This window comes from Nocardioides dubius (assembly GCF_039528155.1).
Lineage (GTDB): Bacteria > Actinomycetota > Actinomycetes > Propionibacteriales > Nocardioidaceae > Nocardioides > Nocardioides dubius.
Window position 1 is genome coordinate 282,726 of record NZ_BAAALG010000006.1, and the last position, 6,612, is coordinate 289,337.

At 70.2% G+C, this 6,612-nt stretch carries 7 protein-coding genes; 3 read left to right on the plus strand and 4 right to left on the minus strand.

From position 1 onward, the window contains the following. Positions 1-144: 144 nt before the first annotated feature. The 3 genes from ABD151_RS08720 to ABD151_RS08730 form a co-directional block, all read right to left on the minus strand. Entirely contained in the window at positions 145-360 is a 216-nt protein-coding gene (locus tag ABD151_RS08720; protein WP_343993356.1) for a hypothetical protein, read from the minus strand. A gap of 140 nt (positions 361-500) precedes the next feature. Then, entirely contained in the window at positions 501-1,634 is a 1,134-nt protein-coding gene (locus tag ABD151_RS08725; protein WP_343993358.1) for a fatty acid desaturase family protein, read from the minus strand. Between the two features lie 32 nt (positions 1,635-1,666). Then, on the minus strand, positions 1,667-2,743 hold the full coding sequence (locus ABD151_RS08730) for a ferredoxin reductase (RefSeq protein ID WP_343993360.1): 1,077 nt from the start codon (positions 2,741-2,743) through the stop codon (positions 1,667-1,669). A 150-nt stretch (positions 2,744-2,893) separates the two neighbouring features. Here ABD151_RS08730 and ABD151_RS08735 point away from each other — a divergent pair, with 150 nt between their 5' ends. From ABD151_RS08735 to ABD151_RS08745, 3 genes are all read left to right on the plus strand, one after another. Then, positions 2,894-3,523, plus strand: coding sequence for a TetR family transcriptional regulator (locus ABD151_RS08735; protein ID WP_343993362.1), 630 nt, complete (start codon positions 2,894-2,896; stop codon positions 3,521-3,523). Positions 3,524-3,612: 89 nt separating this feature from the next. Next, on the plus strand, positions 3,613-4,011 hold the full coding sequence (locus ABD151_RS08740) for a hypothetical protein (protein WP_343993364.1): 399 nt from the start codon (positions 3,613-3,615) through the stop codon (positions 4,009-4,011). Between the two features lie 118 nt (positions 4,012-4,129). Further along, a complete protein-coding gene (locus ABD151_RS08745) occupies positions 4,130-6,043 on the plus strand; it encodes a CocE/NonD family hydrolase (protein WP_343993366.1) in 1,914 nt (637 codons plus the stop codon). 22 nt (positions 6,044-6,065) lie between these two features. Here ABD151_RS08745 and ABD151_RS08750 read toward each other — a convergent pair whose 3' ends face one another. Continuing rightward, entirely contained in the window at positions 6,066-6,566 is a 501-nt protein-coding gene (locus ABD151_RS08750) for a hypothetical protein (RefSeq protein ID WP_343993368.1), read from the minus strand. Positions 6,567-6,612: the final 46 nt, after the last annotated feature.

Genomic DNA, 6,612 nt, shown 5'->3' on the forward strand with positions numbered 1-6,612 from the left:
TGCGATGCGGGGCCCTCTCGCTCATCCCCCGACGTGCGACCCAGGGCGACCCATCGGCCCCGCCCGACGTCATGCGAACGGCGCCCCCGCGCGCCCTCGGAGCGCAGGACGTCCAGGCAGGGCGCGCAGGAGGCGCGCGCCGGCTCAGTCCTGCAGGTGCTCGTTGCTCGCCCGGCGCGCAGCGGCCCGGATCTCGAACAGGTCGGTGGCCAGGCCACCGATGGTGTGCGCGATGTCGCGCACCGCTCCGGTCAGCGTGCTGCCGACCGCGGAGACGGCGTTGATGGTGGCGTCGACGGAGTCCTGGACCGCGTCCTTGCGGATCTCGGCGCGGCTGATGTGGTCGCGTTCGGAGTTCATAGTGCGGCCAGTCTCGGGCAGGTCCCCCGACCGCGACAAGGGAATCGGCACGGCCACAGGGTGCTGCTCGTCACGCCGGACCACCCCTCCGGCCCCCTGACCGGAGGGGTCGGCACCCGTTCTGCGGGAGCCGGCACCCATCAGGCGGCCGCCGCGACCGGGGCCTGGGCCACGTCGTCCGCCTTCGGCGAGCGCTGCCACGGCATCCGGTCGGGCAGCGCCAGTCGCAGGATCTTCCTCGCGACGCTGCCGAGCTGCTTGTGCAGCGGCCCGGTGTTGTAGGGCAGGCCGTAGCGCTCGCAGATCTCCTGGACCTCGGCCGCGATCTCCGGGTAGCGACGGGCCGGGATGTCGGGGAACAGGTGGTGCTCGATCTGGTGGCTGAGGTTGCCGCTCATCACGTGGAAGAGCTTCGAGCCGGTGATGTTCGCCGAGCCGAGCAGCTGGCGGTAGTACCAGCCGCCTCGGGTCTCGTTCTCGGTCTCCTCGATCGTGAAGGTGGAGACCCCAGCCGGGAAGTGGCCGCAGAAGATGATGTTGAACGCCCACACGTTGCGGACCAGGTTCGCCACCGCATTGCCCGCGAGCGTCGGCACGAAGAGCGGGCCGGTGAGCGCCGGGAAGATCAGGTAGTCCTTGAGCGCCTGACGCCGGATCTTGCGCAGCAGTCCGGCATGCAGCGGCGCCGTCTCGGCCCAGGTCTTGTTGCCCGCGAAGATCTCGTCGACCTCCAGGTCGTGCAGGGCCACGCCCCACTCGAAGAAGGTCATCAGCAGGAACGCGTAGACCGGGTTGCCGAGGTAGTAGGGCCGCCACTCCTGGTCCTCGTCCATCCGCAGGATGCCGTAGCCGATGTCCCGGTCCTTGTCGAGGATGTTCGTGTACGTGTGGTGGATGTAGTTGTGCGACACCTTCCACTGATCGCTGGGGCAGACGTTGTCCCACTCGTACATCCGCGAGCTCAGGCCGGGGTCGCCCATCCAGTCGTACTGGCCGTGCATCACGTTGTGGCCGATCTCCATGTTGTCGAGGATCTTGGAGACGCTGAGCGAGGCGACGGCGAGCGCCCAGGCCGGCGGCACATAGAACAGCGCGCGCCCGGCGACCTCGAAGGCGCGCTGCGCTTTGACGACGTTGCGGATGTAGTTGGCGTCGTCCTCACCGAGGTCGGCGATCACGCGGTGCCGGATGGCGTCCATCTCAGCGCCGAACTGCTCGAGCTGCTCGGCACTCAGCAGGAACTTGTCCGCGCCGGGCTGGGTGGTCTTCGTCATGGGGTGCTTCCTTCCGTGACAGGGAGAGGTGGTCAGAGGTCGACGGTGCAGTCGCCGTCGGGTGCCGAGACGCAGATCCGGATCTGCTCGTCCGGCAGGGCGGAGGTCTCACCGGTGAGCACGTTGCGCACGGTGCCCTCGGTCTTGGTGGCGGTGCAGGAGAAGCAGATGCCCATCCGGCAGCCGGACTCGGGCCGCAGCCCAAGCGCCTCGGCCTGCTCCAGCAGGGTGGCACCGGTGTTCTCGGCAGCCTTGCCACTGCGCGCGAAGGCGACCTGGCCGCCCGCGGCGCCGGCGGTGTTGCGCGGCGGCTTGAAGTACTCGACGCGCAGCGCCTCGGAGCCGTCGTAGGCCGCACGCACGGCCTCGATCAGCGGGGCCGGGCCGCAGGCCCAGGTGTCGACGTCGGCGAAGTCGGGGACCAGCCGCGAGAGCCAGGCCGGACTGAACGCCGGGTCGCCGAGCTCGGGGTGCAGCAGGTGGACGTCGATGCCGTAGCCGGCGCGCTTGATCTCGGCCAGCTCGTCGGCGTAGATCTGGTGCTCGGGCGACTGCGCGTAGTGCACGAAGGTGATCCGCCCCCGGTGCGTGCGGCGCTGCAGGGAGCGCAGCATCGACATCACCGGCGTGATCCCCGAGCCGCCGGAGATCAGCACGATCCGCTCGGGCATCCGATCCGGGAGCACGAAGTCGCCCTGCGCCTGGGAGAGATGCACCAGTTGGCCGGGCATTGCCTCCTCGGCCAGGAAGCGGGAGACGACGCCCTCGGGGTTGGCGCGCAGGGTGATCGTGAACCGATCCCCCGCGCCGGACTCGGCGCTGGAGACCGAGAAGACCCGGGTGGTGCGTCGCGCGCCGTTGATCTCGACGCCGAGCTGCACGTGCTGGCCGGCGCGGTGCCCGCGCCAGGTGGAGGTGGGCGCCAGGGTCAAGGTGGTGACCGGCGGATGCCCGGCCACGTCGACCTCGCGGTGCACGTCGACGATCCGGGCGCGGACCTCATGGGCCGCCCACATCGGGTTGACCAGCTCCAGGTACCGGTCGACGCCGTGCGGCGAGGTCAGCGAGGCGACTGCTCGGGAGCGGAGCAAGGTGGAGGCGAAGCTCATCGGAACCAACTCCAGATTGAGTGAACATCCGTACACTGAAAAGGTACGACCGCTCCTCCACCCGCCGTCAACCGCCAGTGCGCGTGACCTCCGCCACGGTGCACGGGTGCTCACTGAAATAGATGGGCCCTTGAGGCCTACACTTCACGCGTGAGCGAAGCCCCCGCCCCCGAGAGCCGGCAGCAGAAGAAGGACCGCACCCGGCGCGCGATCCTCGACGCAGCCCTGGGCCTGGTCGGCGACGGCGCCTTCGCTGCGCTCTCGCTGCGCCAACTGGCCCGACAGGTGGGCATCGTCCCCACCGCCTTCTACCGGCACTTCGCCACCCTCGACGATCTCGGCCTGGCACTGGTCGACGAGTCCTTCGTCAGCCTGCGGGCCATGTTGAACGAGGTGCGGCGGGGCGACCCGACGCCCGAGGCGCTGATCGACAAGTCGGTCGACGTGCTCGCCGCGCACCTGGCGGACGACGTCGCCCACTTCCGGTTCATCAGCCGCGAGCGCTACGGCGGCGTCGGCGTGGTCAGCGAGGCGATCCGCCACGAGCTCGACCTCTTCGGACGCGAGCTGGCGCGCGACCTGGCACGCATGCCCGAGCTGTCCGCCTGGGGCGCCCGCGACCTCTCCCTGCTCGCCACCCTCTTCGTCGACCTGATGGTCTCCGCGGCTGCGGAGTTCATCGAGGCCGCGCCCGCCCGACGTCACGAGATCACCGACAACCTGCGCAACCAGGCCCGGATGATCGTCGTCGGCGCAGCCGGTTGGACGCCACTTGACTGAGGTCACACTTTCGCGGCCCTCCAGGGCGTGACGTTGCGGGGGATGGCTCGTTGAAGCCCTCAGAACGCCGCTGTCACAAGGGATTCGGCGTGAAGGGAGTGGTGGTCACCATGGAGCTGATCGGCATCGAGATGAGCGAGCTCACCCGCCGCTCGCGGTCGCTCCTGCTCAACCACTCCGACCTCGCCCTCGAGCGCGGCCTCGACATCGGTGAGCGCGTCGTGCTGTGGGACTCGGTCTCCTGCGACTACTTCTCCGGCCTGGTCGCCGACGTGGACTTCAGCCTCGAGGACACGCACTACCGCTTCGAGATCGGCATCCGCCTTCCCGAGGAGCTCGCCCTCGACCGGATCACCGGCATGCCGTCCACCTCCCGCGTCCTCGAGCCGCAGGACGTCGTCACCCTGCTGCAGCAGCTGCGCGAGGCGGCCCCGTTCCTGCGCGACCTGCACGAGAACGCTCTCGACGGTCACGCGCTGAACAGCTGACGCCCCGCACCGCCGCGCCGCAAGGCGCAGAACGGCACCGCCCCTAGGCCGGACGGCGTGACCTGAGCCAGGCAACTCTCGTTGACCTCTCGATGTGACCATCGAGAGGAACGGCCCCATGAACCTCGCGCGCACCCGCGCCTGCGCCGGCATCGCAGCCCTTGCGCTCGCCGCAACCGGCACCCTGACCACCGTCGCACCTGCCCAGGCGCACGCGCCCGCCATCGCGGTCTCCGCCACATCGGCACCGGCGGGCACCGCTCAGGTACGCGGCCCACGGTGGAAGCCGCGCCCCGCGCAGTACCCGTCGACCCGAACGGTCAAGGACCTGGCGATCCCGATGTCGGACGGAACCGTGCTGCGCGGCGACCTGATCCGACCGGTCACCGCCTCGGGTGCCGTGGTCGGGCGGCGGCTCCCGGTCGTGGTCACCATCACCGCCTACAACAAGACCGTGATGGCCGGCGGCAGCATGGGCCTCGGCGGCGCCGACGCCACCTACCTCGTCAAGCGCGGCTACCTGCAGCTCACCGTCGACGCGCGCGGCACCGGCAGCTCCGAGGGCACCTGGCAGGCGTTCGCCAAGCGCGAGAACAAGGACGCCGGCGAGATCATGAACTGGGCGCAGCGCCAATCGTGGAGCAACGGGCGCACGGCGATGAGTGGCCCCTCGTACATGGGGATCTCGCAGCTGTGGGCGGCGTCCGCCCGCCCGAAGGGGCTCAAGGCGATCTTCCCGCAGGTGCCCGCGGCGGACGTCTACCGCGACGTCGTCGCCTCCGGCGGCCAGATCGACGTCGGCTTCATGCCGTTGTGGATGGGACTGGTCACCGCGACCGGCGTGCTCCCACCCGCAGTGGCCGCCAGCGACCCGCGCTCCGGGGTGATGGCACTGCTCAGCCACCTGGCCGGCGCGATCACCTTCACCACCCCGATGCTGCTCACCGCGTTGCTGGGCGGCGAGCCGGCCTTCGACGGTCCGTTCTACCGCGAGCGCAGCCCGATCGAGGTGGTCGACAAGATCAAGGTGCCGACCTTCCTGATCGCCGGCGAGTTCGACCTGTTCCAGCGCGGCACGCCGCTGGTCTTCGAGCGGCTGCGCAAGCGCGGCGTGCCGGTGAAGATGATCGTCGGCCCGTGGGACCACCTCCAGGGCTCCTCGGGTGCCGGGGTCGTCAAGGCCGGCGTCGGCTCGATCAGCGAGCTCCAACTGCGCTGGTTCGACCATTACGTCAAGGGTCGCAAGGACACCCGCCTCGACTCCGACATCGCGCCCCTGACCTGGTACGAGCAGGGCAGCGGCCGTTGGCGCACCGGCAAGCAGTGGATCGGCAAGAAGCACCGGGCGGTCAGCTTCTCGCTCTCCGGGAGTGCGGCGCACCTCAAGGCCGGCCGGCTCACCCGTGGCACGGCCCGGCCGGGCACTGCCGACGTGCTGCCGATCCCGGTCGCCGGGCTCTGCACCCGCTCGATGAACCAGTGGACGGCGGGGCTGCCGAACCTGACCGGCCTGATCAACCCCTGCCTGGAGAACAACGCACCCAACGACGCCGCCGGCGTCACCTTCGACAGCGCGCCATTGAAGAGGCCGCTCTCCTTCCAGGGCCCGCTCAATGCGCGGATCCACGTCTCCAGCCCAACCGGCGACGGCATGCTGAGCGTGGCCGTGGAGGACGTCGCCCCCGACGGCACCGTCACCCGGCTGACCGGCGGGTGGCAGGTGATCTCCCACCGCGCCCTGGACCGGCGCCGCACCCGCTATCTCGACGGGCAGATCCTGCAGGCCTACCACCCGTTCACCAAGGCGGCGAAGCGGTCACTGGCCCCGGGCCAGGTGGGCACGGTGGACGTCGAGATCTTCCCGACCGGGGCGCGGATCAAGAAGGGGCACCGCCTGCGCCTCGCCATCCAGGCCTTCGACGTGCCGCACCTGTTGCCGACGGTTCCCGATCTGGCAAGCACGCTGACGGTGCTGCGGGTGCACAACTCGGCCAAGCACCGCTCGCGGCTGACCCTGCCGGTGCTCCGGTAGCTCGAACGGAAGGGCGCGGCGCTCAGTCCGGAATGGTGATGTCGTCCAGGAAGGCGTGGGTGCGGTCGGCGACCGCGGCGACGTCGGCGCCCTTCTGGCTGACCCGGATCACGCCGTCCTCGAAGACGTGGAGGCAGAGGGCGCCCTCCGTCGTCGCGGCGCACCCGACGTCGCCGGACCAGGTGGGCTGCGGACCGTCACCGATCGCCTCCTCGGCCGTGGTCTCGGGGAGCCACTCGACGACCAGGCTGTAGAGGTCGTCGCTGCCACTGTTGTAGCGGACGTAGAGGTCGCGCCCGCGCGCCTCGGGAGCACGGTCGGGTTCGGCGAGCCGGACGCCGTCGACCTTGTCCGGGAAGCCGAAGCGGGCCTGGTTGCCATGCTCGGCACCGATCCGGACCGCGATGAACAGCACCACCAGGAAGAGCGCGACGCCGACCAGCAGCTTGGTCCAGGTCTCGCGCGCCGGCGGAAGCTCGGGCTGCGCGGGGGACGACTGGTCGTGCTGGCTCTGCGTGCTCACCAGGGCAGGCTATCTGGCGGTGTTGCGCGGCCCGCAGCGAACGGCG

Excerpts from the sequence above, each read along its gene's own strand:
- ABD151_RS08720 (WP_343993356.1), bottom strand. The coding sequence starts at position 360 with ATGAACTCCGAACGCGACCACATCAGCCGCGCCGAGATCCGCAAGGAC.
- ABD151_RS08725 (WP_343993358.1), bottom strand. The coding sequence starts at position 1,634 with ATGACGAAGACCACCCAGCCCGGCGCGGACAAGTTCCTGCTGAGTGCC.
- ABD151_RS08730 (WP_343993360.1), bottom strand. The coding sequence starts at position 2,743 with ATGAGCTTCGCCTCCACCTTGCTCCGCTCCCGAGCAGTCGCCTCGCTG.
- ABD151_RS08745 (WP_343993366.1), top strand. The coding sequence starts at position 4,130 with ATGAACCTCGCGCGCACCCGCGCCTGCGCCGGCATCGCAGCCCTTGCG.